Source organism: Herminiimonas sp. KBW02 (assembly GCF_003852535.1).
Lineage (GTDB): Bacteria > Pseudomonadota > Gammaproteobacteria > Burkholderiales > Burkholderiaceae_D > Oxalicibacterium.
The window spans coordinates 909,182-934,268 of the sequence record NZ_QAJP01000004.1 but is presented as its reverse complement, the minus strand read 5'-3'; the positions used below and the strand labels follow the sequence as shown (position 1 = coordinate 934,268).

At 55.9% G+C, this 25,087-nt stretch carries 23 protein-coding genes; 13 read left to right on the top strand and 10 right to left on the bottom strand.

The window, feature by feature from the left end:
* Nucleotides 1-5 precede the first annotated feature (5 nt).
* The 3 genes from DBR37_RS08655 to hemN are packed head-to-tail and all read right to left on the bottom strand — an operon-like array spanning nt 6 to nt 4,730.
* The gene (locus DBR37_RS08655; protein WP_124574023.1) at nt 6-2,492 is read right to left on the bottom strand and encodes a heavy metal translocating P-type ATPase; all 2,487 of its coding nucleotides are present in this window, start codon (nt 2,490-2,492) and stop codon (nt 6-8) included.
* Nucleotides 2,492-3,265, bottom strand: a complete 774-nt coding sequence (locus tag DBR37_RS08650) for a sulfite exporter TauE/SafE family protein (protein WP_124574022.1) — start codon at nt 3,263-3,265, stop codon at nt 2,492-2,494. Before DBR37_RS08650 ends, DBR37_RS08655 begins: the two co-directional genes overlap by 1 nt.
* A gap of 10 nt (nt 3,266-3,275) precedes the next feature.
* Nucleotides 3,276-4,730 (bottom strand): oxygen-independent coproporphyrinogen III oxidase, encoded by a 1,455-nt coding sequence (gene hemN, locus DBR37_RS08645; RefSeq protein WP_124574021.1) that lies wholly within the window; start codon nt 4,728-4,730, stop codon nt 3,276-3,278.
* Nucleotides 4,731-5,045: 315 nt separating this feature from the next.
* Between hemN and DBR37_RS08640 the strand changes: the two genes are divergently transcribed.
* The 3 genes from DBR37_RS08640 to DBR37_RS08630 all read left to right on the top strand — a co-directional run bounded on the left by DBR37_RS08640 (nt 5,046) and on the right by DBR37_RS08630 (nt 8,537).
* Entirely contained in the window at nt 5,046-5,465 is a 420-nt protein-coding gene (locus tag DBR37_RS08640) for a hypothetical protein (protein ID WP_124574020.1), read from the top strand.
* 316 nt (nt 5,466-5,781) lie between these two features.
* Nucleotides 5,782-7,311: a cellulose biosynthesis protein BcsG gene (gene bcsG, locus DBR37_RS08635; protein WP_124574019.1), complete on the top strand. Its 1,530-nt coding sequence runs from the start codon at nt 5,782-5,784 to the stop codon at nt 7,309-7,311.
* A 176-nt stretch (nt 7,312-7,487) separates the two neighbouring features.
* Nucleotides 7,488-8,537, top strand: coding sequence for an asparaginase (locus DBR37_RS08630; protein WP_124574018.1), 1,050 nt, complete (start codon nt 7,488-7,490; stop codon nt 8,535-8,537).
* A gap of 95 nt (nt 8,538-8,632) precedes the next feature.
* Here the strand turns inward: DBR37_RS08630 and DBR37_RS08625 are convergent, their stop codons facing one another.
* Entirely contained in the window at nt 8,633-10,459 is a 1,827-nt protein-coding gene (locus DBR37_RS08625) for a diguanylate cyclase (protein ID WP_124574017.1), read from the bottom strand.
* Nucleotides 10,460-10,628: 169 nt separating this feature from the next.
* On the opposite strand from DBR37_RS08625, the gene DBR37_RS08620 reads away from it, so the two are divergent.
* The 4 genes from DBR37_RS08620 (at nt 10,629) to DBR37_RS08605 (ending at nt 13,620) form a co-directional block, all read left to right on the top strand.
* Nucleotides 10,629-11,288, top strand: a complete 660-nt coding sequence (locus DBR37_RS08620; RefSeq protein WP_124574016.1) for an NmrA family NAD(P)-binding protein — start codon at nt 10,629-10,631, stop codon at nt 11,286-11,288.
* 124 nt (nt 11,289-11,412) lie between these two features.
* A complete protein-coding gene (locus tag DBR37_RS08615; RefSeq protein WP_124574015.1) occupies nt 11,413-12,339 on the top strand; it encodes an ABC transporter ATP-binding protein in 927 nt (308 codons plus the stop codon).
* Entirely contained in the window at nt 12,336-13,097 is a 762-nt protein-coding gene (locus DBR37_RS08610; protein WP_124574014.1) for an ABC transporter permease, read from the top strand. The genes DBR37_RS08615 and DBR37_RS08610 overlap by 4 nt, the downstream gene beginning before the upstream one ends.
* Before the next feature lie 115 nt (nt 13,098-13,212).
* Nucleotides 13,213-13,620, top strand: coding sequence for a lysozyme inhibitor LprI family protein (locus tag DBR37_RS08605; protein ID WP_124574013.1), 408 nt, complete (start codon nt 13,213-13,215; stop codon nt 13,618-13,620).
* 35 nt (nt 13,621-13,655) lie between these two features.
* Here the strand turns inward: DBR37_RS08605 and DBR37_RS08600 are convergent, their stop codons facing one another.
* Complete coding sequence (locus DBR37_RS08600; RefSeq protein WP_124574012.1) at nt 13,656-14,084, bottom strand: DUF4440 domain-containing protein; 429 nt, start codon at nt 14,082-14,084, stop codon at nt 13,656-13,658.
* A gap of 84 nt (nt 14,085-14,168) precedes the next feature.
* Here DBR37_RS08600 and DBR37_RS08595 point away from each other — a divergent pair, with 84 nt between their 5' ends.
* Nucleotides 14,169-14,528: a GNAT family N-acetyltransferase gene (locus DBR37_RS08595; RefSeq protein WP_233588316.1), complete on the top strand. Its 360-nt coding sequence runs from the start codon at nt 14,169-14,171 to the stop codon at nt 14,526-14,528.
* A gap of 4 nt (nt 14,529-14,532) precedes the next feature.
* Here DBR37_RS08595 and DBR37_RS08590 read toward each other — a convergent pair whose 3' ends face one another.
* From DBR37_RS08590 to DBR37_RS08580, 3 genes are read right to left on the bottom strand one after another with little or no spacing between them, the layout of a single operon-like run.
* Nucleotides 14,533-15,591, bottom strand: a complete 1,059-nt coding sequence (locus DBR37_RS08590; protein ID WP_124574211.1) for an alkene reductase — start codon at nt 15,589-15,591, stop codon at nt 14,533-14,535.
* Nucleotides 15,592-15,619: 28 nt separating this feature from the next.
* On the bottom strand, nt 15,620-16,792 hold the full coding sequence (locus DBR37_RS08585; protein ID WP_124574011.1) for an MFS transporter: 1,173 nt from the start codon (nt 16,790-16,792) through the stop codon (nt 15,620-15,622).
* A 21-nt stretch (nt 16,793-16,813) separates the two neighbouring features.
* Nucleotides 16,814-17,110 carry a helix-turn-helix transcriptional regulator gene (locus tag DBR37_RS08580; RefSeq protein WP_124574210.1) on the bottom strand — a complete coding sequence of 99 codons (297 nt, stop codon included), beginning with the start codon at nt 17,108-17,110 and terminating at the stop codon, nt 16,814-16,816.
* A 324-nt stretch (nt 17,111-17,434) separates the two neighbouring features.
* Here DBR37_RS08580 and DBR37_RS08575 point away from each other — a divergent pair, with 324 nt between their 5' ends.
* From DBR37_RS08575 to DBR37_RS08560, 4 genes are read left to right on the top strand one after another with little or no spacing between them, the layout of a single operon-like run.
* Nucleotides 17,435-19,855 (top strand): HAMP domain-containing protein, encoded by a 2,421-nt coding sequence (locus DBR37_RS08575; protein ID WP_124574010.1) that lies wholly within the window; start codon nt 17,435-17,437, stop codon nt 19,853-19,855.
* A gap of 43 nt (nt 19,856-19,898) precedes the next feature.
* The gene (locus DBR37_RS17370; protein ID WP_124574009.1) at nt 19,899-20,618 is read left to right on the top strand and encodes a methyl-accepting chemotaxis protein; all 720 of its coding nucleotides are present in this window, start codon (nt 19,899-19,901) and stop codon (nt 20,616-20,618) included.
* Between the two features lie 5 nt (nt 20,619-20,623).
* A complete protein-coding gene (locus tag DBR37_RS08565) occupies nt 20,624-21,175 on the top strand; it encodes a hypothetical protein (RefSeq protein ID WP_124574008.1) in 552 nt (183 codons plus the stop codon).
* 35 nt (nt 21,176-21,210) lie between these two features.
* Entirely contained in the window at nt 21,211-21,576 is a 366-nt protein-coding gene (locus DBR37_RS08560; RefSeq protein ID WP_124574007.1) for a response regulator, read from the top strand.
* Nucleotides 21,577-21,593: 17 nt separating this feature from the next.
* On the opposite strand, the gene gltS is transcribed toward DBR37_RS08560, so the two are convergent.
* Together gltS and DBR37_RS08550 are read right to left on the bottom strand one after the other, a co-directional pair.
* Nucleotides 21,594-22,805 carry a sodium/glutamate symporter gene (gene gltS / locus DBR37_RS08555; protein WP_124574006.1) on the bottom strand — a complete coding sequence of 404 codons (1,212 nt, stop codon included), beginning with the start codon at nt 22,803-22,805 and terminating at the stop codon, nt 21,594-21,596.
* A gap of 54 nt (nt 22,806-22,859) precedes the next feature.
* Entirely contained in the window at nt 22,860-23,756 is an 897-nt protein-coding gene (locus tag DBR37_RS08550) for a LysR substrate-binding domain-containing protein (protein ID WP_124574005.1), read from the bottom strand.
* Nucleotides 23,757-23,878: 122 nt separating this feature from the next.
* Here DBR37_RS08550 and DBR37_RS08545 point away from each other — a divergent pair, with 122 nt between their 5' ends.
* Nucleotides 23,879-25,087, top strand: a complete 1,209-nt coding sequence (locus DBR37_RS08545; RefSeq protein ID WP_124574004.1) for a YbfB/YjiJ family MFS transporter — start codon at nt 23,879-23,881, stop codon at nt 25,085-25,087.

Below are 25,087 nucleotides of genomic sequence, written 5' to 3'. Positions count from 1 at the left end.
CCCTCCTACATCCGTAACGGACGCGCAAGGCGTGCCGGTTCAGGTGCGAATCTGAGTCGCGAGACACGACGCAGGCGCAAGGCGTTCAGCACCACCAGCGCCGAACTGAGCGACATGCCTATGCCCGACATCCACGGGTTGATCCAGCCTATGGCTGCTGCCGGAATCGCTATCAGGTTGTAGGCCGTGGCCCAGCCCAGGTTTTGCCGGATCACGCGCATGGTGCGTGCTGCCAGCTCCGCAGTATCGGCTATAGCTGACAGGCGTGGGGACAGCAAGACGGTATCTGCATGCGTCTGCGCCAGCTCGGCACCACTACCCATCGCGAATGAGACATCTGCAGCCTTCAATACCGCCGCGTCATTAATACCGTCACCGACCATGGCCACCATCGCGCCCTGGTGCTGCAGCTGCTGGACATAGGCCAGTTTTTGCTCCGGCAGGCAGCTGCCATGTACTTCGCGTATGCCCAGCCGTTCGGCCACGTATTGCGCAACATCCTGTTTATCCCCACTGAGCAGGACAACTTGCTTGCCCAGCTTCTGGAAATGCTGCACCACTTGCTGCGCATCGCTGCGTATCGCATCCGCCAGATCGAAGCGCGCCAGCCAGGTGCCACTGCAACCGAGATACACAGCTGTCATTCCTGCTGGCACCTTGTCTTGTATAGGTGTGCCGGTCAGCTCGGCGACGTAAGCCGCATTACCGAGTCGATACGGGATGCCGTCAACCAGACCTTCCAGTCCCTGCCCCGGACTGCTGACGACTTCATCCGCCACCACTTCCGCCAGCAAGGTGATATCCGCTGCGGCTACGATGGCCTGTGCCAGCGGATGCGCACTGTTCGCTTCCAGCGCAGCAGCAAATTGCAGGCAGGCGGCACTTTCCATTTCATCGAAGGTAATCAGTTTCTGCAAAGCCGGTTTGCCGACTGTGAGCGTGCCGGTTTTATCGAACACGATATGCGTGGTGCGATGCAGGACTTCGAGTACATGTGGCTGCACGATGAGCACACCTTGCCGCACCAGCCTGTCAGTCGCTGCCGCCAGTGCAGTCGGCGTCGCCAGTGACAAGGCACATGGACAGGATACGACCAGTACCGCAATCGCTATCGGCCACGCACGTACCGGATCATGCCATTGCCAGAATGCGAATACGGCGATGGCGAACAGCAACAAGGCCGCTACGAACCAGCTCGCTACGCTATCGGCCCACAGCGCGATACGCGGCTTGCCATTCCCGGCGCGCTCTATCAGCTTGAGTAATGAAGCGAGTGTGCTGTCTGCCGCTACCTTGCTGACACGCAGCACAATCGCCTGTGCAATATTGATCGCGCCACCCGGCACTTGCTCGCCTTTGTCTTTGCGCATCGCAGCGCTTTCACCTGTCAGCAAAGACATGTCCAGGGAACTGCTGCCAAACACGATTTCGCCATCGGCCGGTATCGCTTCACCCGGTTTAACCAGGATGTAATCTCCTGCCCGCAACTGTGCTGCCGCGACCACCTCCACTTCACGCCGGGCCGGATATGCGGGCATGCGCGCCGCCGAGGCTGGCAAGGCATGCTGCAGTTTTTCCAGCGCACCTGCGGCCTTGCGGCGTGCCACCAGCTCCAGATAGCGGCTGCATAGCAGCAGGAAGATGAACATGGTCACCGAATCGAAATACACTTCACCGCTGCCACGCCATACTGCCAGCACGCTGGCGCCGAAAGCTGCGGCTATACCGAGCGCGACCGGCACATCCATGCCCAGCGTACGCTGACGCAGGTAAGCATACGCACCACGGAAGAATGGCAAGGCCGAATAGCAAACCGCGGGTATCGTCAGCAACAGGCTGGCCCAGCGCATTAAACCCGCCATATCGGCATCCAGCGTGCCGTCGTCAGCAATGTATGCAGGGATCGCATACATCATGACTTGCATCATCGAGAGACCAGCGACAAACAATTGACGGAACAGGGTTTTACCGGCGCGGCGCAATTGTGCTTCGTGCCGTCCGGCATCGTAGGGATAGGCGGCATAGCCGATATCACGCACTGCCTGCAAGACGGCGCTGGGCTTGCAAGCGGCTTTGCTCCAGCGCACATACAAACGTTCAGTCGCCACGTTCAGGTTCACAGCCAATACACCGGGCACACGCACCAGTCGCCGTTCTATCAGCCAGACGCAGGCGGCACAGCGTATGCCTTCAACGGTCAATGTTGCTTCCGCACTCTCTTCATCCAGATCGAATTGCTGCTGCGCATCCGGCAAATCGTAGAGCAACAACTCCGGCGGCAGCAATGATTGTCTGTCCACCGTTGATGCAAAAGCAGAACGGGTACGGTAGTAATCTTCCAGTCCCATGCCGACGATGGCTTGCGCCGCAGCTTCGCAGCCGGGGCAACACAACGCGCGAGCCACGCCATCTATCTGTACGCTCCAGGCTCCGGCCATCGGCAACGGTAAACCGCAGTGGTAGCAAGCGTTAACTTGTGAGGACATATCCATCAATGGCCTCCGGTCTGTGGCGTCAGGCACAGGATATCCAGCCAGCCGTTGGCGACCACACCACCTGCGCGCAGCAAACCCAGCACGCCGAAAGCCAGCACGATTAAACCGCAAGCGATGCGCACACTGCGCTGCTGCGCCAGTTCACGCAAACGACTCCCCAGCATGCCCAGCCCCAGCAGCGCCGGCAAAGTACCCAGGCCAAAAGCCAGCATCACGCTGGCACCGGATAAGGCAGAACCGGAAAACATCGCCGTCAGCAAGACGCTGTACACCATGCCGCACGGCAGCCAGCCCCAGATCCCGCCCAGTGCGAAGGCTTTGCCCACCTTATCCATAGGCAGCAAAGGCTGCATCAACGGACGTAAACGCGACCACAACACTTGTCCCCACGCTTCCAGTCGCGCCAGGCCGCGCCACACATCCATCAGGTACAGACCCAGCGCCACCAGCATCAGGTTCGCCAGCCAGTAACCGCCTACCTGCAAGGCTGCAATATTGGTCAGGCTGTGCACACCACCGGCGAGGCCACCGACGATAGCGCCTGCCACTGCATAGCTACCTATGCGACCTGCGTTATACGCCAGTACCTGTGTGGCATCTGTTAATGCCTGATGACGAACGGTAGGTATGGTGACAACTACCGCTGGAAATGGACGCCTTGGTCCCGATGCCGCAGAGAATGCACTAACGATACCGCCGCACATGCCTATGCAATGCAGGCTGCCGAGCAGGCCTAACATGAAGATGGGTATGAGTGCGACGCTGCTCATCTGTCTATTTTTAAATCGTTTTGGAATAACGCAAAGGCTGCGTCGTGCTGTCGTCAGCCCTGGCGCTCTGCGCAGACGCCAGGTAACGATCAAACACCATGCAGATGTTGCGTATCAGCAGTCGCCCTTTCGGCGTGACTGTGATCCACTCTTCATCGATGGTCAGCAAACCGCTCTGCTCCAGCTCACGCAGCTTCACTAGTTCGGTAGCGAAGTAGCTATTGAAGGTAATCGGATAAGCCAGCTCTATCGATGCAATCGACAGTTCGAAGTTACACATCAGCATCTGGATGATGATGCGCCTCAGCAGATCATCCATATTCAGCTTGATGCCACGCGCTATCGGCAATTCGTTTTGCTCTATGTGTTCGTAGTATTCATCCAGCGTTTTAACGTTCTGGCTATAGGTCGCACCGATTGCGCTGATGGCGGAGACGCCGCACGAGACCAGGTCGGCACCGACATGCGTCGAGTAGCCCTGGAAGTTGCGATGCAGCCTGCCCTGGCGCTGCGCAACCGCAAGGTCGTCAGTCGGCTTGGCAAAGTGATCCATGCCTATATAGATGTAACCCGCTTCATTCAGACGGCTGATACACAGCGCCAGCATATCCAGCTTGGTTTCAGCAGATGGCAGGTCGGCTTCCGCGATGCGCCGTTGCGGCTTGAACAGATGCGGCATGTGCGCATAGTTGTAAATGGCGATGCGATCAGGATCGGCGGCAATCACCTTCTGCAAGGTCTGCTCCATCGTGTGCAGATTTTGCTTCGGCAGGCCGTAGATCAGATCCACGCTGACTGAACGGAAACCGGCAGCGCGCGCAGCATCGATGATGGCGACGGTTTCGCTTTCCGGCTGGATGCGGTTGACGGCTTCCTGCACGTCCGCATCGAAGTCCTGCACACCAAGGCTGATGCGATTGAAGCCCTGACGGCGCAAGCTGTGCACCCGTTCCGGCGTGACGGTGCGCGGATCGACCTCTATCGAATATTCACCTTCCGCATCCGGTGCGAAGTTGAACCAGCGTCGCAAGTGCTGCATCAGGTCGCCCATCTGCGCATCGCTGAGGTAAGTCGGCGTGCCGCCGCCGAAATGCAATTGCTCGATCCGGTTGGCCCCGGCCAGCAGCTTGCCCTGCATTTCGATTTCGCGCTTCAGGTAAACCAGGTAGTTAGCCGCCTTGCTCCTGTCCTTGGTAACGATCTTGTTGCAGCCGCAGTAGTAGCAAATGGACTCGCAGAACGGAATATGGATGTAGAGCGACAGCGGATGCATATTGCCGCGTGCGGTAGCGCCGGTCACCGCCTGCAAGTAATCGCGGTAACCGAACTCGGCGTTGAATCTGTCTGCGGTCGGGTACGAGGTATAGCGCGGCCCGAGCTGGCTCAGTTTCCTGATCAGCGCCGTATCGAATTCAACCGTTTGCGTTACGGGTAGCAGTGCTGCCGATCCTACCGTTCCTTCCATGCCTGACTCCTGGTGCCGGCCGCGTCCGACATGGATGCGCCCAGATGAGTTCAGAGTGTAAGCAGGGTCAGAGGTAGTCGCTTTGACATATATCAAAAACGATAGAGAGCGCCGGAGAAGGTCGGAAGGTCGCCATGTGTGTACTGCAAGCGACGCATACAGGCCAATATCATTATGGTTTTCACAAGTTAAGTGTAGCTTTGCACAACTCTACACGCGATTTAACAATGGTTTACTCGTGGCGGCCAGTACCCTTTGCTAAGGTGGAAGCAGACCAGTAGCAGCCACATATACATCGGCCCCGGAAGGAATGCCATGAAAACCCATCGCACTACGATCTCCGTCCAGTCCGTCACCGTCAACAACGAAGATGGCACCCTGCGGGTGATGCATCCACTGCTGGCCAGCCGCGCGCGTCGCGTGACGCACTGGCTGGCGCTGCAACTGGGTGTCGAGCGTCCGCATGACGCGGGCTTGTGGTTACGCCGCATTTTCGTACGTCCGGAGCAAACTGTTAACCTGACGCTGCAGCAGGTGCCTGATCCGCTGCATGTGCTGGCAACTCACCTCGGCGTAAAAAACCGCCATTCGCCACTGGAATGGCTGCTGCGGACATTCTTCATCGCCCCCAAAACGGTCGTACAACAAGAGCTGCGCCTGTCGCCGGACGATACTTTGACACGCCGCCCTGCAGCAGCACAGAAACCGGCCAGCGAACAACGCTACGCCGCCTGAATTCTACCGCCCGGCCCCAGGCTGGATAGTTTGCAGATCCAGCCACACTCCCCCACCTCCGTGCTGCATGCCGTCGCCATCATAGGTCCCGGTATAGCGGTCGTACGAGGCGTCTGAAAATATCAATTTGCAAATATTCCACCAGCGACCCAACTCAGGGTATGCTAACGAAAGTTGACAGAAGATATATGCTTTAAGCGATATCCGAACTCGACCGCGGCTTCGGCAGTAAGCAGACTGGTATTGGCAGTACATGGATTTTGTTTCTTTATAAGTAGCAAACCCCACTTCAAACTATCCGAGTCGGAGCGCTGAGATGCAGTACTGGAGCTTGTACTTCTTTGCCAAGTTCGCCTTGTATTTCAACCATGCGATTAAATTCAACTGGTTCCTGAATCTCTTGCTCGCGGTTTTCGTCACATTCAGTATCCGCCACCCACGCTGGCGCATCGCCCGGCAAACCGTCGCCGTCATTGCCGCCGTCGCTCTCCTTTACTCCGAATCCAGCCTGCCCCCACCAGCACGCCTGCTGGCCGAGGCCGGGCGTATGAGCGGCTATAGTTTCGACTATTTGCTGGAACTGCTGGCCCGCTTCATCAACCTCTGGTACGTCTTTATATTTGCCGTGATGGTGGCGCTGTATGCCTTGCTGGCCAACCGCCTGCGCTTTAGCAGCTTCGTTTTTGTCGGCATCCTGTGCATACCGTTATTGGCGCAGATGGGTTTCCCCGGCAAGGATGTCGAACTGGTTGACGGCGGTACTGAACGCGACCCCGGCGTCATGTTGAATGCCTTCTACGCCGAAGAAAAAGGCCGCAAGCTCAGCCTGCCGTCCATCGCCCAGGCCAAACATCCGTTCGATATCGTGATCCTGCAGCCGGGAGAACTGAGCTGGGACGACCTGGCCTTCGTCGATGCCCCTTATCCCAGATTCCTGAATCGCTTTGATGCAGTCATGCTCAACTTTAATTCGGCGACCAGCCATAGCACACCAGCCGCCAGGCGCCTGATGCGAGGCAGTTGCGGCCAGAGCAGCGACAGCGTGCTGGCCGCAACCGCGGCGCCCGGCTGCGCACTCTTCCCCGGTCTGAAGCAGGCTGGCTACGATACCGCGGTCGTCATGAATCACAATGGCCGCTATAACGAGTTCGGCACCACCATCAGCGCTTATGCCGGGACTAAAGCACAGGAAGGAAAATGGGGTGCTGTCACCATGCACGGCTTCGACGGCACCCCGGTCTATGACGATTTCTCGGTGCTATCCAAATGGTGGAGCAAGCATCACTCCCATCCGGGCGGCAAGCCCATCGCACTGTACTACAACACCATCACCCTGCATGACGGCACCACCCTGGATCATGCACGCGCCATTAATAGCGTACAAAGCTATAAGCCGCGGCTGGATAAACTGCTGCAGGATTTCGATCAATTCATCGACCAGGTGGAGCAAAGCAAACGCCCCACCGTCATCATCCTGATCCCGGCCCATGGTGTCGCAATGCGCGGCGACACCCTGCAGGCCGCCGGGATACGCGAAATACCCAGTCCGAAACTGACGCTGGTACCGGTCGCCATCAAACTGGTCGGTCTGGAACGCAACAAGGAAGCCGGGCCGCCGCTGGAAGTGAAGCACCCTATCAGCTACTTCGGCCTATTCAGTTTGGTGGCAGACCTGATGGCGGATAGTCCCTACGAACATGTCGGCAAATCCTGGGCCGAACGCCTGGCACTCCTGCCGGAAACCAGCTTCGTCAGTGAGAATGAAAACATCATCATCATGCGACGCAACGATGGCTATGTGATGCGCTCAGCCGAAGACCTCTGGATCAAGTACAACAGCGATTGACACCCGGAAGCACGACATCGTCAAACAAAATATTTCTGCATTTTGGGCTGGAATGACAGCTCCTGATATGTCAGATTATGGTATTAATTAATAGCTTTAATTTTCATAAGCAAAAGATGATGGCAACGTCATGTAAGGTAGTAGAAGCAAACACTAAAAATAATGGAGCGAGACAGATGAATACATTCAAAAAAACTGCAATTAGCCTGCTGTTCCTGGCGGCCCTGCCTGCGTTCGCGCAAAACAAACCTGTCGTGCAATTCATTGCTACCGGCGGCACGATTGCGATGAAGATAGACCCGGTCAAGAACGCGCCTGTCCCGGCGATTTCCGGTGATGACTTGCTGGCGACGGTGCCGGATGTCGCCAAATACGCGACTATCGAAGTCAACAACCTGTCGAATGTGCCATCCGACTACATGGACCCACCGCGCTGGATAGGCCTGACCAAAGCAGTACAGACGGCACTGGATCGCAGCGATGTGTCCGGCGTGATCGTGTCGCACGGCACAGACACGCTGGAAGAAACCGCTTACTGGCTGGACCTGACGGTCAAGTCAAACAAGCCTGTTGTTCTGATCGGCGCGCAGCGCAATGCCTCGGTGTCCGACTTTGACGGCCCGCGCAACCTGCTCAATGCGGTGCGTATCGCGGTTGATCCGCAAGCCAAGGACAAAGGCGCAATGCTGGCGATGAATAACCAGATCAATGCCGCGCGCTATGTCACCAAAACACATACCGCCAACGTCGAGACCTTCAAGTCCGGCGACTATGGCTTCCTGGGCGAAGTCTATCCGGATCGCGTGACCTTCTCCTACACCCAGCTGCGTCGCATGCACATCCCTATCCGCACCGAGCAGATGCCGGAAGTTGAAATCATTGCGATGTACGGCGGTGCCGATGGAGCAGCTTTGCGCAATGCGGTTGATCGCGGCGTACGTGGCATCGTGGTACAGGCACTGGGCATGGGTAATATGAACGTCGCCATGCTGGAAGCAGTGAAGTACGCAATCTCGAAAAACGTAGCCGTCGTGGTATCCACCCGTGTCCACAACGGTCGCGTACTGCCTAGCTACGGCTTTCAGGGCGGCGGCAAAACCTCGTTCGAGGCTGGTGCTGTGATGGCGGATGACCTGAAACCAGCGAAGGCACGCATACTGCTGATGCTGGCGCTGCAACACGGCATCAGCACACAAAAAGGCCTGCAGGAAGTTTTCGACCGTTAATCCAGGCACTTGCCGGATTAACTGATCAAGTAAAAACGCCCGGCAAACACCGGGCGTTTTTTAATCTTCATCGTATTGCAAATGCTGACGCTGGCTCAGGCTGCGACCCTGTTGCGGCCCATGTTTTTAGCCCGGTACATCATTTCATCGGCGCGTTGCAGCAACGCTTCAAAACTCGGATCACTATCCTTGAGTTGCGCCACACCAAAGCTCGCGGTGAAGGCCAGCTTTTTACCCTGGTAATGAATTTCTTCGGCAATCACCAGTTCGCGCAGCCGTTCAGCGGTCGCCGCAGCCTGCTCGGCGGTCGAGCCCGGCAACAGAATCGCAAACTCTTCACCACCTATGCGCGCCACGAAATCGATCTCGCGTACCGCATTCCTGCTCACACTGGCGGCCGCCCTGATCACTTCATCTCCCGCAGCATGACCATAATTATCATTGATCAGCTTGAACAGATCGATATCGAACGAAATCATGGACAGCGGCTGGTGATGACGCCGTACCTTGGCAAACTCCAGTGTCGCCACCTCATTGAAGTACCTGCGGTTATAAGCCCCGGTCAGTGCATCTATGCGCGACAGGCGTTCGGCCTCATCCCTGGCCTTGCATAGCTCGGCGGTGCGCTCCGAGACGATGCGCTCCAGATCATCCTTGGCCTGATGCAGCAAGGCATGCGACTCGAGCTGGTGCTCGATGATCCGCTTTTCCGTCGCTTCATTTTGCAGGCGCAGGAACTTGATACGATCTGCCAGGGCCAGCGACAGCAGGATCACGTCCAGCAGGATGCCAAATTCGACCGCATGGAAAGTGACGAAGCTATACGGCATGAAGCCGCTGACCGTCATCGCGGTAATAAACGCGCCGACCAGATTGCCCATCGATGCCACCACGAAGAAGCGCGCGGCCGGAAAACCGGCACGCCAGGCCAGGAATCCGGCTATCGCGGTCAGAGGGGAATACAGGAATACAAAGTACACGCCGGTCGCGTTATGCAAGACCGGATCTGCAAAGATCAAGGTAAACAGCCACGCCGCTACCATCGCATACAGGAACAGACACAGCACCCGGTGCATGCGCGGCAAACGCTTGGCCGTCTCCAGGAACACCATCGCAAATATGATCGCCATCAGCTGATACAGGAAAACCCAGCTGGTATAAGTCAGGTTCGCCCAGCGCGGCAATTCCGGCCATAAGTACTGGAAGGAAAAGCCGTTGTAAGAGAAGTTCATGATGAAGAACGCCGCCAGATACAGGCAGTAATACAAATAACTGCGATCCCGCGTTGAGCCCCAGATGAAGGCGTTGTATAGCAGCATGACCAGCACCACGCCGTAGAACATGCCGAAATAGCCCAGCAACAGGCGGTCGTTGTCATAAAAAGCCTGCGCGTCCCACAACTCGATGGGCGAGAGCAAAGCTTGCGTGCTTCTGATGCGCAGATAATAGGTTTGCTTGCCGGGTTGTACCTGCAAGTCGACCAGGAATTGCGGATTCGGATGCAGGCGCTGGACAAAGGGCAAGCTATCCCCGAGCTGTATGCCGCGGTAACTGCCCTCACCTTCCGGTGTGTACACGCTGATGTCGTCCAGCCAGGCAGTGCGCAGGACCAGCATCATATTGCGTACATCGGTTGACGGATTATCGACTTCGAAGCGGAACCAGTAAGCCGAGTCAGTGAAACCGAAGCTGAACACGCCGGTATGATATTCCCTGAAGGCAATATTTGAGGCGTCTTTGCTGACATCCGCAAAGTTAAGCTGCCCGCCCGGATCTTCCATCACATCAACGACTTTGTGCACCAGATAGCTGTCGCGCGCCGGCTCCAGCTTAATCACGCCGGCTTGTGCCAGCGAGGCGCAGGCAAGCAGCAGCAACAGCGACCAGCGCAGGCTTTGCAAGATTCGTTTAATGATTACCATACACATGTCATGCCGCGCGGGCCCTGTTCACCTTGCGTATTAAAAGACCGTCCTTACTTAATAGCGGCCTTTCAGTAAAGAATCTTTAGCAACAGCACATTCGTTGAGTGATTAATCCTCCTTATGGAGCTAATAATAATACTATCCGGAAACGACTCGGGAGAACCACATGAAAGTATTGGTTTTTGGCGCCACCGGCATGGTGGGCCAAGGTGTGTTGCGGGAATGCCTGCTGGACCCCGAGGTCACGCAGGCACTCTGTCTCGGGCGTAATCCGACTGGCCAACAGCACCCGAAACTGCGCGAGATCGTCCATACCGATCTGTACGATTACAGCAACATCGAGGCGGAATTAACAGGTGTAGATGCCTGCTTTTATTGCCTTGGAGTATCTTCTGTCGGCATGAACGAAGCCGACTACGCGCATATCAGCTACGACATGACACTGGCCGCCGCCGCCACTTTGGCCCGGCTCAACCCGAATATGGTGTTCACCTACGTATCAGGCGCGGGTACCGACAGCACGGAAAAAGGAGCCGTCATGTGGGCGCGCGTCAAAGGCAAAACCGAAAACGCACTGCTGCGCCTGCCGCTACGCGCGTATATGTTCCGCCCCGGCATCATCCAGCCCTTGCACGGCGTGCGTTCCAAGACCCGCCTCTATCAATTCTTTTACACGCTGGCGGCACCGCTCTTCCCTGTGTTCCGCGCCATCTTCCCGCAACAAATCACCACCACCGAACAGGTGGGCAAGGCCATGCTCATCGTCGCCAGGCGTGGCAGCGATAAAAAGCTGCTCGAAAGCAAAGATATCGCGACACTGCGATAATGACGCACCAATCAGTTTGCTGTGCCGTTCCTGTAGCAAACCGCAGCAACAGCATCACCCCATATCATTAGCGACAGCGCCCGCGCATCCCGCCCGCGCCGCCGTTCACTATTACGGAGGCAGTTTGCAATCCATTATTTCCGTCCAGGGCCTGACCAAGCAGTATGCGTCCGGCTTCCAGGCACTCAAGGGCATTGATCTCGACATCCGGCGCGGCGAAATCTTCGCCCTGCTCGGCCCGAACGGCGCCGGCAAAACCACCCTCATCAGCATCATCTGCGGCATCGTCAATCCCAGCACCGGCAAGGTTCTGGCCGATGGTCATGACATCGTGCAGGATTATCGCGCGGCGCGTACCAAGATAGGCCTGGTACCCCAGGAGCTATCGACCGATGCATTTGAAACCGTCTGGGCGACCGTCAATTTCAGCCGCGGCATTTTCGGCAAACCGAAGGATCACGCGTATGTAGAAAAAGTACTGCGCTCACTGTCTTTATGGGAAAAACGCGACTCCAAGATCTTTGCGCTATCGGGTGGCATGAAGCGTCGTGTGATGATCGCCAAGGCTTTGTCGCATGAGCCGCAAATCCTGTTCCTGGATGAGCCGACTGCCGGCGTTGACGTCGAACTGCGGCGCGATATGTGGGAAATGGTACGCGGTCTGCGTGAAAGCGGCGTCACCATCATCCTCACCACCCACTATATTGAAGAAGCCGAAGAAATGGCTGACCGCATAGGTGTGATCCGCAAAGGCGAACTGATCCTGGTGGAAGACAAAGCGGCGCTGATGGCCAAGCTGGGCAAGAAGCAATTGCGTTTGCACCTGCAACAGCCGTTACAGACCATCCCGTCGGAACTGTCGAACTGGCAGCTGGAACTATCTGCCGACGGCAACGAACTGGTGTATACCTTCGACGCACAAAGCGAACAGACCGGCATCGCCGAATTGCTGAAGAAGCTGGGTGAACACGGCATCGACTTCAAGGACCTGCAATCCAGCCAGAGCTCGCTGGAAGAAATCTTCGTTAATTTGGTAAAGGCGCCGGCATGAATATCTACGCAATACGCGCCATCTATAAATTTGAACTGGCGCGCACCTGGCGCACCCTGATGCAGAGCATCGCGTCGCCGGTGATCTCCACCTCTCTTTACTTCGTCGTGTTCGGCGCCGCTATCGGCTCGCGCATGGTCGAAGTCAATGGCGTCAGCTACGGCGCCTTCATCGTACCGGGCCTGATCATGATGGCCTTGATGACGGAGAGTATTTCCAATGCATCGTTCGGCATCTTCATGCCCAAGTATGCCGGCACTATCTATGAGATATTGTCTGCGCCGGTCTCTTACGTCGAGATTGTGATTGGTTATGTCGGCGCAGCCGCCACCAAGTCCATCATCCTCGGCGTGCTGATCCTGGTAACGGCGCGTCTGTTCGTCAGCTTTGAAATCGCGCATCCGCTGTGGATGATTACCTTCCTGATCCTGACCTCGGTCACCTTCAGCATGTTTGGTTTCATCATCGGGATCTGGGCGACCGGATTTGAGAAGCTGCAAATCATTCCGATGCTGATCGTGACACCCCTGGCCTTCCTGGGCGGCAGCTTTTATTCAATCAGCATGCTGCCGGACGTCTGGCAAAAGATCGCACTGGTGAATCCGGTGGTGTACCTGATCAGCGGCTTCCGCTGGAGTTTTTACGGGGTCTCGGATGTCAGTGTCGCGGTCAGCATCGTGATGACACTGGTATTCCTGAGCGCCTGTATGGCTGCGGTCTGGTATATCTTCAAGACTGGCTATCGCCTGAAAACCTGATTCCTGGCTGCGGTTTTATTGACGTTAATCAAAATATCAAGCAAGCTGTCGCGGTAGGCTACAGACCTAGCAGTCCGCGACATATGCGCCTTTACTTCTTTTCAACAGGGATACGATGAATAAAATTACACTGGCTTTTTTGACCTTGCTCCCGGTAGCCGCTTTTGCCCAACAAGTTGATCCTTGTCTCTCCAAAGGCACGCCACAAGAAATGAATGCCTGCGCCAAGGAAGCCGATCAAAAAGCGCAAGAGAAGCTGGATACAGTTTATAAGGCTTTGCTGAAACAAATCCCTAACCAGGATCAGGAAGGCATCCCTTACACCGCGACCAAGAAACAATTACGTATCGCGCAAAAGGACTGGAGCCAGTTCGTCGAACAGGATTGCAAGACCATCAGCATCTACAACAAGGGCAGCATCCTGAAGGATATCGAGTACTACAGCTGCACCCGTCTGCACGCAGAGCAACGCACTTCCGACCTGGAACGCTTCCTGAGCCGTCGCAGCAAGGCTAAATCGTAATCATCGTTATACCTGCCGGCCTGACCTGAACCTTATCAGCGTTCGTTCAGGTTGGCGCGCATGCTTCCATACGGGTCGTCGATAATGTAACGCCACGATCCGTCTTCCTGCTTACGCAAGACTTCCAGTGTATCCACGCTGGCCTGCACCAGCTTCCCTTCCGCATCTTTCCACGATAGATCCGCTTTCATGCGATTGGTCGCCAATGTGCCGTCGCCGCTCAGTGTGAACTTGATGAAGGCGATATCAAACTTCGGCTTCAGTGCGATCAGCGCTGCATTGTTTTTACGTATCTCGTCCAGTCCCGTCATGGTGCGGCCTGATTTGGAAAACAGCACGGCACTTGCTTCATACACCGCCAGCGAGGTTTCTATATCACCTGTTTCCAGCGCCTGCACCAGCACACGGCTGACCTCATCAGGTTGACGCGTACGTGCACTCAAATCGTTGTTTGTATTCGACATCATCATTCCCGGAAAAAATAAACGGCAAGTACAGGGTACTTGCCGCTCTTCATTTTGTCACTAGATGCCGACTGCAGAATACATATGAGCAAGGCAGCAACAGGAAATTTGCTTTATTCTGCTGACATGAAACTGGTTCCCCTGAACGAAGACAATGTCTTGCAGCGCTATGAATGGAGAGATGAAGGCCGTCTGATCGGCTTCATCGACTATTACGTCCTGGATCAGGTATGCATGATCATGCATACGGAAGTATCACCCGCGCTCGGCGGCCAGGGTTACGGCTCGCGTATGGCGACCATGGCAGTCAAACATATACAGGCGCTGGACAAGCGCATCGTCCCTATCTGCGGTTTCTTCATCAACTATCTGCGCAAGAACCCGCAACATCACGCCCTCGTAACAGCAGAAAGCCGACGCATTTTCAGCATCGGCATTCAGTGACTACTTAACCCAGTGCCGGGTAATCGGTATAGCCTTCAGCATTGCCGCTGTAGAAGGTTTCCGGACGTGGTGCATTCAAAGGCGCATTGTCTTTCAGGCGACGTGGCAGATCAGGGTTGGAGATAAACAATTTACCGAATGCGACTGCATCCGCCTCACCGGTAGCAATGATGTTCTCTGCGATTTCCCTGGTCATTTTTTCATTCGCGATATAGACGCCACCGAATGCTTTTTTCAGCTGCGGGCCAAGGCGATTTTCACCGAGTGATTCACGCGCGCAAATGAAAGCGATACCGCGTTTGCCCATTTCTGCGGCGACATAGCCAAAGGTAGCCGCCGGATCCGAATCGCTCAGGTCGTACGAATCGCCACGTGGTGCAATGTGCAAACCGACGCGTCCCGCGCCCCACACTTCGATACATGCATCGGTCACTTCCAGCAGCAGGCGGGCACGGTTTTCTATCGAGCCACCATAGATATCGGTGCGCTGGTTGGTGCTGCTTTGCAGGAATTGATCCAGCAGATAGCCGTTGGCGCCATGCACTTCTACACCGTCGAAACCAGCGCGCTTGGCGTTTTCTGCGCCTTTGCGATAAGCCGCCACGATGCCCGGGATTTCATCCAGCTCCAGCGCACGCGGCGTCGGATACTCGACTTGCGGACGCACGATGCTGACATGGCCTGCAGGTTTGATTGCACTAGGTGCAACCGGTAAATCACCATTCAGAAACATCGGATGCGAGATACGACCGACGTGCCACAGTTGCAGCGAAATCAGGCCACCCGCTTTATGCACGGCATCGGTCACCTTCTTCCAGCCTGCAACCTGCTCTTCCGACCAGATCCCTGGCGTATCTGCATAGCCGACGCCTTGCGGTGTCACTGCAGTGGCCTCAGACAGGATCAGGCCTGCCGAAGCACGCTGCACATAGTATTCGACCATCAGCTCATTTGGCACGCGACCGCCGCCGATAGCCCGCGAACGGGTCAATGGCGCCATGATGACGCGATTAGCAAGAGTCAGGTCACCGACTTTAACAGGAGTAAATAAATGGCTAGTCATCATATTCTTTCAAAAAAATTATTCAGAATTAAGCTACTGCAACAGCAGGTGCTGTCGCGTCTTCACCAGCCAGGCGCATTGATACGCGCATAGCCAGCACTGCGGTCAGCGCAAGCACGCCTGCTGCCAACGGTACTGCCTGCAAACCAAAACCGGCACTGATCACGGAGCCACCGACCCACGCGCCCAGCGCATTACCAACATTGAACGCGCCGATATTCAGCGTCGCCACCAGATTCGGTGCCGCTTTGCCAAAGATCATCACGTTGACCTGCAAACCTGGCACAGCGGCAAACGACACCATCGCCCACAGGAATAAATTGATTTCTACCGAAATTAAATCAGGGCTGGTCCAGCGCACGATGGAGCTGACCACAGCCAGCGCCAGGAAGATGCCAGTCAGTGCAGTGCCCAGACGCCAGTCGGCGAGACGACCACCGATATAGTTACCGACCGTCAGGCCGACACCAATCAGGAACAGCGTCCAGGTCACGCCACGCGGCGACAGATGGGTGACGTCTTCCAGCAGCGGCGCGACATATGTAAACAAGGCAAAGGTCGCAGCGGAGAACAGCATGGTGGTTGCCAGCGCCGCCCACAATCCGGCATTGCGCAATTGACCTATCTCGGCACGCAAATCGGTTTTTTCTTCATGCCGGTTCACCGGCATCACGCGCCACAAACCGATCAGCGAAAGAACCCCCAGTACTGCCACGGCCCAGAACGGCATTTGCCAGCCGGCGACCTGACCCAGTGCGGTACCCAGAGGTACACCCAATACGTTTGCCAGCGTCAGGCCGGTAAACATCAATGCAACTGCTGAAGCCTTGCGATTTTCCGGTACCAGGCTGGCCGCGACGACGGAGCCTATGCCAAAGAAAGCGCCGTGACACAGCGCAGTGATAATGCGCGCCACCATCAGGAAGTTGTAATTGGTCGCAACCGCACACAAGACATTACCGACAATGAAAATACCCATCAATAAGAGTAAGGCGCGTTTGCGCGGCAAGGACGCCGTCGCCACCGCCATGATGGGAGCGCCGATTGCGACGCCCAATGCATAACCGCTGATCAGCCAGCCAGCGCTGGGTATGGATACCGACAAACTGCGTGCCACGTCGGGCAGCAAGCCCATGATGACGAACTCCGTGGTACCGATGGCAAAGGCGCTAAGCGCCAGGATGACTAAAGCTAAGGGCATACAGCCTTTCTGAATATGGGATTACAAATCGCCGTGTATCGAATCCAGAAAGGCCTGGATCGTGGCTTCATTGCGTTTGAAAAACACCCACTGACCAACACGACGCGGAGTAATGAGTTCCGCTGCCTGCAAGGTCGCCAAGTGGGCAGAAATGGTGGATTGGGACAAGCCGCTGCGCTTGTCGATCATGCCGCAGCAAACACCGAAATCCAGCGGGTGCTCCTGCTCTGCAAAATACTCTTCAGGCGATTTCAGCCACTGCAGGATTTGCCTGCGTACCGGGTTAGCCAGCGCTTTGTGAATAGCATCTATGTCCATGATCTTCATCTGTCCTTATGTCTCTGTTCAGTACTTTTCGTTAAAAGGCGAAACGAATATCGCCTTCCTCAGAATTTAATATCGTAATTGTACGATATATAAAAATTGTTTGCTGCCGACCGCCTATTTTGTCGCCGCCCGCTCTCAAATTCGCGTGGATTTCAATTCCTGGCGCGCTTGTTAACAGATGATTCCTTGTCATAAGCCTGTCATGCGCCGGTGCAACAATGCCGTACGGAAACATCTTCAAGCAAGTCCCAACGGTCTTACGCCACGCGCTCCGCCTGCGGCATTTGCCCACCATCCAATGGAAGACCCTCTGCCATGACCATACGCCTGCGCATCACCCTCCTCGTCATACTGACCTTCATCGCCATTTCGCTGATCGGTGGCTACGCGGTCTTCCAGTCACGCGGCAGCGCTGTCGAGGTGAAGTCTGTTACTGAAGGCGTGGTACCAAGCACGCTCGCTTCATCGGATCTGGTAGCGCAGCTGAAAGAAGTACAGCTGTCGGCGATGGCCATCGTGTCCGAGCCGGATGCGCAGATCGCAATACAGAACAATGAAAAACTGGGCGGCAAGAAAGCCATCCTCGAAAAAGCGCTGGACAAGCAATTGGCGCAAGTCGACAGCCAGGCACAACGCGGCCTGGTCGAGCAGGCGCAAGAAAGCCTGGTCAATTACTTCGATGCGATAGACAGCACCATGCAACTCAAGCTGGCAGGCAAGGAAGAAATCGCCAAGGCATCGCTGTTCGGCAACGTAGTCCAGTTCCAGCAGGAACTGGAGCAAATCATCGACACCCTGCGCATAGAGAAAAACCGCAGCAAGGACGTCGCTATCGCCGCGTTGAACGAAAACCTCGCAACAACTACCACGGCAATTACAGTCGTCACCATCCTCGCCGTGATCTTCCTGGCGACCATCGGCTTCCTGCTGTATCGCCAGATTACCGGCCCGATCAGCCGTATGCAAAAAATGATGAGCGAGATCGCCGCCAGTCAGGACTTTACGCGCCGCGTCCCTATCCATCGCATGGATGAAGTCGGTCATTCGATCAAGGCCTTTAACGGCATGCTGGAGAAAATCGAAGAAGCATCAGCACTGGTGCGCCAGAAAACGGCCGACATCCAGACCATGCTGCAAAATATTCCGCAAGGCATTCTGACCATCGTCGATGGCAACAAAATCCATCCCGAATACTCGGCGTATCTGGAAACCGTGTTTGAAACCAAAGACATCGTCGGTCGCGACATCATGGACTTTGTGTTTTCCGATACCAATCTCGGTGCCGATGCACTGGCGCAAATGGAAGCAATCGGCGGCGCCTGCATAGGTGAAGACCTGATGAACTTTGAATTCAACCAGCATCTGATGGTGGGTGAAATTGAAAAACGCATGGCCGATGGCCGCATCAAGGTGCTGGATCTGAGCTGGTCGCCTATCGTCGATGAAAACGACATGATAGTTCGCCTCATGCTGTGCGTACGCGACGTGACGGAACTGCGTCAACTGGCGGCAGAAGCCAATGAACAAAAACGTGAACTCGAAATCATCGGTGAAATCCTCGCCGTCAGCCAGGATAAATTCCATGACTTCATCGTCAGCTCGCTGAAGTTCATCGATGAAAACGAACTGATCATCCGTCACAGCACTGACACCGGCGAATTCACCATCGCCAAACTGTTCCGCAATATGCACACCATCAAGGGCAATGGCCGTACCTATGGCTTGCTGCATCTGGCCGACGTCGTGCACGAAGCGGAACAACACTACGACGAATTGCGCAAGGCGGACAGCGGCCGTGTGTGGAACCAGGAATTGCTGCTGGATGAACTGGCTGGCGTACGTGCTGCAGTCGAACGTTATGCACGCATCAATGAAGTCAGCCTGAGCCGTCAAGGCCCGGGCCGTGGCGGCAAGGTCGACAGCTATCTGATGATCGATAAAAAACACATCCAGGAAAGCCTGCACCGCCTGGAAAACGTCAACACCGCCAACCTGCATGAACTGGTTGCCGTGCGCAATGCAGTGCGTCGCACCCTGCGCCTGCTCGGCACCGAACGTCTGGATGAAACACTGTCCGGCGTGATCGCCTCGATGCCGGCGCTGGCACAGGAACTCGGCAAGCAAGCACCAGTCATCGACATCAAGGATGGCGGTTATGTCGTGCATAACCAGATCAGCGCCCTGCTCAAGGACGTCTTCATGCATTTGATCCGCAACGCCATGGATCACGGCATAGAAACAACGGAAGTACGCGTCGCACAAGGCAAAGCCGAAGCCGGCAAGATCAGTCTGCACATGGACATGGACGAGCACATGCTGAACATCAGCCTGCGCGACGATGGTCGTGGCCTGGCATTGAAACGGATACGCCAGATCGCACAGCAAAAAGGTTTGCATGAAGCGCCAGAACAACTGGATGACCTGGCTGCAGCGCGTCTGATCCTGCAGGCAGGTTTCTCGACCGCCGATAAAGTCAGCGAAGTCTCCGGTCGTGGCGTCGGCATGGATGCAGTGTTGGCATTCGTCACCCGCGAAAACGGCACCATCGATATCCGCTTTGACGATGAAGCCGTCGGCGCTGACTTCCGCCAGTTCCACATCATCGTTGCCCTGCCTGCCGCCTTTGGCGTGAAGGCGGATGAAGCGGATGACACGCTGCTGCAGGAATTGCTGCAAGCACCGCTGTCCGAGCACAGCAATAGCAAGGATGCACAGGACGAAAGCCGCGTCGCGTAAGCAACATCATTCATGGTCTACTGAACAGAGAATCACATTCATCATGCTTAACTCTATTATTTTCTTCGTGGTCGGATTCCTGCTGTGCGGCCTGTTGCAGCAACTACGCGTCCGCAAGCTGCAACAACGTCTGACCGGCATGGTCGACATCGCACAAGCGCAGACACTGGAGCAGGACTTGCAAAACGTCATGCGCGACATGCAGCAAAAGATGGAACAACATGCAATCCTGCTGGAACAGGAAAAACTCATGAATCAGGATCAGCTGTCGCAATTGCAGGAAGAGCATGAGCAACTGATACAGAGCCTGTCCGAACGCAATGCCGACAGCAATGCAGCCGCAGTGGAGAACTGCGAACGTGCCGCCGATACCATCGCGCGTCTGATGGGACTGATCAAAACCTTTGAACGCTGGCACGACGACATGGGCGTGCTGATCAAGCACAACCGCGAGATGCGTGTGAAGAATGACGAGTTCGCCCTCATCGTCAATCAAGTCATCATCGTCGCGCTGAATGCATCGATAGAAGCAGCTCGCGCAGGCGAACATGGCCGCGGCTTCGCTGTGGTCGCCTCCGAAGTGCGTTCACTGGCACAACGTGCAGAAAAACTGTCGAAGAGCTATCGCAGCAATCTGCATGAAAGCGACCTGATCACGACCACCACCTTCCAGGACTTGCAGGCAGGCGGCAAGATGATCGTCGGTGCGGTCATCGGCCTGAATCTGGTCAACGATAAAACCAAAGAAGCACTCACCGTCTAAGCATCATGATCAGCCCAAACGCCCAGGAAGGTTTCGACCTCTTACTCATACGTTCACTGAAGGCCAGTCTTCCGTCCGCACTGGAGCACAGCGAAATCGGCATCACTTCCGACGTCGCCGGCCTGGTCGAGCAGGAGGCCGTTGTGCTGACTGTTTCGTCCTATCTGTTCCGACTGATGGTGATGATCCATTTCAAACAGGATGCACCCACCAAATCGTATATGGCAGGCATGCATGAAACAAGTGAAGGCGGCGACGACAAGCAAACCTTTCTGGACGCCATTGCCGAATACGGCAACCTGTTCTGCGGCATCCTGAACCGCGAGCTCGGCAGCTACTTCCCGCACATCGGCATGTCCACGCCGAACTTCCTCGACGGTCACTGCCTGTCGTATATCGAAATGCTCAATTGCAGCCACATCCAGCACTTCGCGGTTGATGTGGATGGCAGCCCCCTGTTCCACGTCAGTCTGTGCGTCAGTGCTTATGACGATCTGGATTTTGAAGTTGCAGAAGATGAAGCAAGCGCCAGTACCGGCGAGCTTGAACTGTTTTAAACCTATTATTTTAGAAATTACTTGAGAAGAAAAACATGGCACAAATACTGGTAGTCGATGATTCCGCCACCGTCCGTAACGAAGTGGGCGATTTCCTGAAGAAAAATGACCTTGATGTCGTTCTCGCCGTTGATGGCCGCGACGGCCTCGCCAAACTGAAAGGCGACAGCGCGATCAAGCTGGTGATTTCAGATGTGAACATGCCGAATATGGATGGCTTGACCATGGCCGAAAAAATCCGCAGTGAACTCGGCAACAGCGGCGTTAACATCATCATGCTGACCACGGAAAATTCGCCGATGATGAAAGAACGCGGCAAGGCCGCCGGCATCAAGGGCTGGATCGTCAAACCGTTCAAAGGTGACGCCGTACTCGCAACACTCAAGAAACTGGTTGCCTGATAGCCTTACTGCGGTTGCTAGTTATAAATAGGCAGCGCCAGGAATAGCTTGATCACCAGCGCATTCGCGATATCGATGAAGAATGCGCTGACCATAGGTACCACCAGGAAAGCTACATGTGACGGCCCGAAGCGCTCAGTCACCGCCTGCATATTGGCAATCGCAGTCGGTGTCGCGCCCAGCCCAAAACCGCAGTGCCCTGCTGCCAGCACCGCGGCGTCATAGTTCGAACCCATCACCCGGAAAGTGACGAATGCGGCGTACGCTGCCATCGCTACCGCCTGCACGGCCAGTATCAGCAGGACAGGCAGAGCCAGCGACGCCAGATCCCACAAACGCAAACTCATCAGCGCCATTGCGAGAAATAACGACAGGCTGACATTGCCCAGCAGCTGGATTGCGCGCTCAAAAATCTTGTAACCGACCAGTGCTGACAAGCCATTGCTGAGCACCACACCGACAAACAATACGCACACAAAGGTCGGCAATTCAAATGCGGTGCCGTTCAATTGATTTGCAAGCACGGTACCCGCTGAAAGACTGATCGCTATTAATGCGAGCGCTTCTATGAAAGCCTGCGGTGTAATCAGTTGCACCGCTTTGGGTTTCTCAAAGCTCTGCTGTATCGTGTTTTCGCTATCCTGCTCTGTTTCGCTTGATTGCAGTTTGAAGCGTTTTACCAGAAATCCCGCCACCGGACCGCCTACCAGGCCGCCCAGAATCAAACCGAAAGTGGCGCAGGCAATCGCGATCTCGGTCGCTGCCGCCAGGCCATGCCGCTCTGCAAATACCTTGCCCCAGGCCGCACCGGTACCATGTCCGCCGGATAAGGAAATCGAGGCGCCGAGCAAACCGATGAGCGGATCCAGCCCCATCAGCTTCGCCATGCTGATGCCTATGATGTTTTGCGCGACCAGCAAGCCCAGTACGACAACGAGGAATAAAGCCAGGGTCCGCCCGCCCGCTTTCAGGCTGGCCAGATTCGCATTCAGGCCTATGGTGGCAAAGAAAGTCAGCATCAGCGGCCCTTGCAGGCTGCCGTCGAACCTCACTTGCGTATCCGACACGCCACGCAGCGCAAACAACAGCAAGGCGACCAGCAGGCCGCCGACTACCGGCTCGGGGATGCTATAGGCTTTGAGGAAAGAAGAAGACGCGACCAGCTTGCGTCCCAATAACAGTACCAGCGATGCTGCAACCAGCGTTTCCAGCACGTCCAGGCTAATCATCTGCTTCCTTTCGATACGTAGACCGACGATCAGAACAACAGCGATAGTCCCACATTACAGCACTGCAATTTTTCCTTCAAGCTGCTTAGTCATGACCGAAGCACGCAATGCCTCGGCAAACGAAGTCAAGGCAGGCGTCCAGCCGCTGCTGTCGGCCGCGACGAAATAGGTATCCACTGCCCCCAGTCTCGGTGGCAGTTTCAGGCTGTAAATCGGGAAGCGGTGTTTGTGCGCATCGAACACCACCTTGGGCATCAACGCATAGCCCATACCGGCACCGACACAACCCAGGATCGCATCAAGCGAACCGAAATCGACCATGCGCGATGAAAACACGCCGCTGTCGGCCAGCAGCAGATCGACGCGCTGGCGGTAACTGCAGCCCTGGCCGAATACCAGGAACGTTGACGCCCGTAATGTCTCGGCCGACGGCATGCTCTTCATCGGTGACGCAGACACCAGCACCAGCTCTTCTCTATAAGCTTTGTATTGATACAGACGCGGGCTTTCCAGCTTGCCCGCGATAAAGACGCAATCGAAACGCCCTTCATTCAAGCCAGCCACGAGTTTGGCAGTCGGCCCGGTGGTCAGCTTCAGGTCAACCTCGGGATGGTCGGCGTGGAATTGCGTCAGCATGGGTGGCAGACGCAGCGCGGTTGTGGTTTCCATTGCGCCTACCCGCAGGCTGCCGCTCACCTTATCGCCCTTGAACAAGGCCAGCGCTTCGTCGTGGGTCTGTATCAGGCGTTCGGCATAGGCCATCAGTGTAAAACCTGCCGAACTCGGACGAGCACGTGCGCCGCGTTCTATTAATTGTGCGCCTACTTCATCTTCCAGCTTTTTGATATGCGCGGTCACATTCGACTGCACCGTGTGATGACGCTCGGCAGCCGCCACAAAGCTGCCTGTTTCGGCTACTGCCAGGAATAAACGCAGCGACTTCAGGTCCATGATTCGACTCCGGAATACATCTCTAAACGTGATACAGCATATCATTACTAATCGTTTGTAGTGTTAGCCAGCCCAGCCTATGATGTATCCATAAGAAGCACTCTTGCGCCACAGGAAACCATATGCCTTCACGGAGCGACTTACCCGCCATCGCCGTCGGTACCACAGCCACCCTGGCTGCCATCGGCCTGGCACGTCTCGCCTACACGCCATTGTTGCCAGCTGTCATCCATGAAGGCTGGTTCCACAGTTCGCAGGCGGTGTACCTCGGCGCTGCCAACCTGCTCGGCTATCTGCTGGGAGCCTTGCTGGCGGTGCGTCTGCCGGAACGTTTTGACACGCGCAAACTCCTCGGCCTGTCCTTTGTCGCTATCGCACTCAGCTTCATCCTGTGTGCATTGCCTGAGGTATTTAGCTGGTTCTTCGTCTGGCGCTTTATCTCGGGACTGGCTGGTGGTTTATTGATGGTGATCGGGCCGTCGGTGGCATTGACCGCGATACCGCCGGAGCGCCGGAGCGCAGTCGCCTCTTTCGTGTTCACCGGCATCGGCATGGGTGCCATCCTGTCGGCCAGCATGATCCCCATGCTGTTGCGCCTGAACCTGAGCGCGGCCTGGCTGGTACTCGGCCTGCTGGCTATAGGTGCAGGCTTGCTGGCTGACTGGGGCATGCGTCGCATCGCCATACATAAAGCATCTGTACCAGTCCAGTCAGAGGTGGCGCAGCCGGTGCCGGCACTCAGCCTTGCCGCACTGCTGGTAGTACTGGCCTATGGTCTGGACGCAATCGGCTTCATCCCACACACCGTGTTCTGGGTCGACTTCCTCGATCGCGAAAAATCACTGGGCACTGATGCTGCGTCGATGCAGTGGTTGCTGTTCGGCATAGGGGCAATCATCGGCCCGCTGCTTGCCGGTTACCTCGGCAAGCGTTTCGGCTGGCACCGCAGCCTGGCTTTGGGATTCTTTATCAAGGCAGCGGCAATTGCGATTCCACTGCTGTCGATCACGCTATTTTGGCGCTCAGCCTCCTCACTCATCGTCGGCACTATGGTGACCGGACTGGTGACGCTGACCTCGGGGCGTGTGATGGAACTGGTCGGACCAGCAGCGTATAAACGGGTCTGGGGTATAGGCGCAGTATCCTTTTCCAGCGCGCAAGCTTTGTCTGCTTACGGCATGTCTGCGCTTTATGGCGTACTCGGCACTTACCTGCCCCTGTTTGCCATCGGCAGCCTGTTCATGGCCAGTGGCTGCCTCCTGCTGATGCTGACACCCAGATCTGAAACCAAACCCGCAACTACAATCAAACTTTGCAAGAACGGAAACTGA

What these genes read in the sequence shown, in the direction of transcription:
- DBR37_RS08640 (WP_124574020.1), top strand. Translation starts at nt 5,046, where the DNA reads ATGAAAACCCATCGCACTACGATCTCCGTCCAGTCCGTCACCGTCAAC.
- DBR37_RS08610 (WP_124574014.1), top strand. Translation starts at nt 12,336, where the DNA reads ATGAATATCTACGCAATACGCGCCATCTATAAATTTGAACTGGCGCGC.
- DBR37_RS08585 (WP_124574011.1), bottom strand. Translation starts at nt 16,792, where the DNA reads ATGCCCTTAGCTTTAGTCATCCTGGCGCTTAGCGCCTTTGCCATCGGT.
- DBR37_RS08550 (WP_124574005.1), bottom strand. Translation starts at nt 23,756, where the DNA reads ATGGACCTGAAGTCGCTGCGTTTATTCCTGGCAGTAGCCGAAACAGGC.
- hemN (WP_124574021.1), bottom strand. Translation starts at nt 4,730, where the DNA reads ATGGAAGGAACGGTAGGATCGGCAGCACTGCTACCCGTAACGCAAACG.
- DBR37_RS08590 (WP_124574211.1), bottom strand. Translation starts at nt 15,591, where the DNA reads ATGACTAGCCATTTATTTACTCCTGTTAAAGTCGGTGACCTGACTCTT.
- DBR37_RS08605 (WP_124574013.1), top strand. Translation starts at nt 13,213, where the DNA reads ATGAATAAAATTACACTGGCTTTTTTGACCTTGCTCCCGGTAGCCGCT.
- DBR37_RS08580 (WP_124574210.1), bottom strand. Translation starts at nt 17,110, where the DNA reads ATGGACATAGATGCTATTCACAAAGCGCTGGCTAACCCGGTACGCAGG.
- DBR37_RS08650 (WP_124574022.1), bottom strand. Translation starts at nt 3,265, where the DNA reads ATGAGCAGCGTCGCACTCATACCCATCTTCATGTTAGGCCTGCTCGGC.
- gltS (WP_124574006.1), bottom strand. Translation starts at nt 22,805, where the DNA reads ATGATTAGCCTGGACGTGCTGGAAACGCTGGTTGCAGCATCGCTGGTA.
- DBR37_RS08560 (WP_124574007.1), top strand. Translation starts at nt 21,211, where the DNA reads ATGGCACAAATACTGGTAGTCGATGATTCCGCCACCGTCCGTAACGAA.
- DBR37_RS08630 (WP_124574018.1), top strand. Translation starts at nt 7,488, where the DNA reads ATGAATACATTCAAAAAAACTGCAATTAGCCTGCTGTTCCTGGCGGCC.
- DBR37_RS17370 (WP_124574009.1), top strand. Translation starts at nt 19,899, where the DNA reads ATGCTTAACTCTATTATTTTCTTCGTGGTCGGATTCCTGCTGTGCGGC.
- DBR37_RS08600 (WP_124574012.1), bottom strand. Translation starts at nt 14,084, where the DNA reads ATGTCGAATACAAACAACGATTTGAGTGCACGTACGCGTCAACCTGAT.
- DBR37_RS08565 (WP_124574008.1), top strand. Translation starts at nt 20,624, where the DNA reads ATGATCAGCCCAAACGCCCAGGAAGGTTTCGACCTCTTACTCATACGT.
- bcsG (WP_124574019.1), top strand. Translation starts at nt 5,782, where the DNA reads ATGCAGTACTGGAGCTTGTACTTCTTTGCCAAGTTCGCCTTGTATTTC.
- DBR37_RS08575 (WP_124574010.1), top strand. Translation starts at nt 17,435, where the DNA reads ATGACCATACGCCTGCGCATCACCCTCCTCGTCATACTGACCTTCATC.
- DBR37_RS08620 (WP_124574016.1), top strand. Translation starts at nt 10,629, where the DNA reads ATGAAAGTATTGGTTTTTGGCGCCACCGGCATGGTGGGCCAAGGTGTG.
- DBR37_RS08595 (WP_233588316.1), top strand. Translation starts at nt 14,169, where the DNA reads ATGAGCAAGGCAGCAACAGGAAATTTGCTTTATTCTGCTGACATGAAA.
- DBR37_RS08545 (WP_124574004.1), top strand. Translation starts at nt 23,879, where the DNA reads ATGCCTTCACGGAGCGACTTACCCGCCATCGCCGTCGGTACCACAGCC.
- DBR37_RS08655 (WP_124574023.1), bottom strand. Translation starts at nt 2,492, where the DNA reads ATGGATATGTCCTCACAAGTTAACGCTTGCTACCACTGCGGTTTACCG.
- DBR37_RS08625 (WP_124574017.1), bottom strand. Translation starts at nt 10,459, where the DNA reads ATGGTAATCATTAAACGAATCTTGCAAAGCCTGCGCTGGTCGCTGTTG.